Annotated in this window: 2 protein-coding genes; both read right to left on the reverse strand. The window is 58.5% G+C overall.

Annotated elements, in window-relative coordinates; genetic code table 11:
* A partial coding sequence (locus tag OGY06_RS00045) for an MbeD/MobD family mobilization/exclusion family protein (protein ID WP_267493147.1) occupies positions 1–74 on the reverse strand: 74 nt, incomplete at its 3' end.
* Between the two features lie 6 nt (positions 75–80).
* The gene (locus tag OGY06_RS00050; protein ID WP_032072598.1) at positions 81–572 is read right to left on the reverse strand and encodes an MbeB family mobilization protein; all 492 of its coding nucleotides are present in this window, start codon (positions 570–572) and stop codon (positions 81–83) included.
* Positions 573–655 lie beyond the last annotated feature (83 nt).

Below are 655 nucleotides of genomic sequence, written 5' to 3' on the forward strand. Positions count from 1 at the left end.
TCGTCCAGCCTTTGCGAGTAGTCCTGCTGTAGCTGCTCTAATGCGCTCAGCAACTGCTTTTCCAGCTCTGTCATTTTCCGCTACTCCTGTTTCAGGCGGATCCATGTCGTCCCGTCGTAAGGGATGGCTTCGGTTTGCATCCCCGGCGGCAGGATAAGGAATCTCCGGCCGTCGCTGCTCTCCTGATAGCGCACTCCCCACGTCCGGGCGGTCATTTTCGCCAGGGTATCTTCCTGCTGACGAAGATGCGTGTAATTGTCGGTTATCTGCTGCCCCTGCCACCACAGAATGCTCCCGCTCGTGCCGATCAGCAGCGCTGACACCATCAGGATGGTGAGCCATGTCCTCCCGGCCGTCAGCAGCACGCTCCGCCGGTTTTTCTCCATCGCCTCGCTCATATTCTGCTCGTGGGCGCTGATGGCGTCGCTGATTCTCCTCGCGCTTGCGCTCAGTTCCGCTCTGACAGACTGCTCGTGCTCGCTGAATGCGGCTTTCAGCATCTCGCCGGTACTCTGCTGCTGCGCTTTCAATTTCTCCTCGAAGTCCCTCGAGGCCGTAAAAAGATTGCTCATAGATAGCTCCCTTCAGTCGGATGTTTCGCCCCCCGTCCGGGTCGGCAATGCTGATACTGCTTTTCGTGGTGCGCACCACCTCA

It is taken from the genome of Citrobacter sp. Cpo147 (assembly GCF_030332405.1).
GTDB lineage: Bacteria > Pseudomonadota > Gammaproteobacteria > Enterobacterales > Enterobacteriaceae > Citrobacter > Citrobacter portucalensis.

What these genes read in the sequence shown, in the direction of transcription:
- OGY06_RS00050 (WP_032072598.1), bottom strand. Translation starts at nt 572, where the DNA reads ATGAGCAATCTTTTTACGGCCTCGAGGGACTTCGAGGAGAAATTGAAA.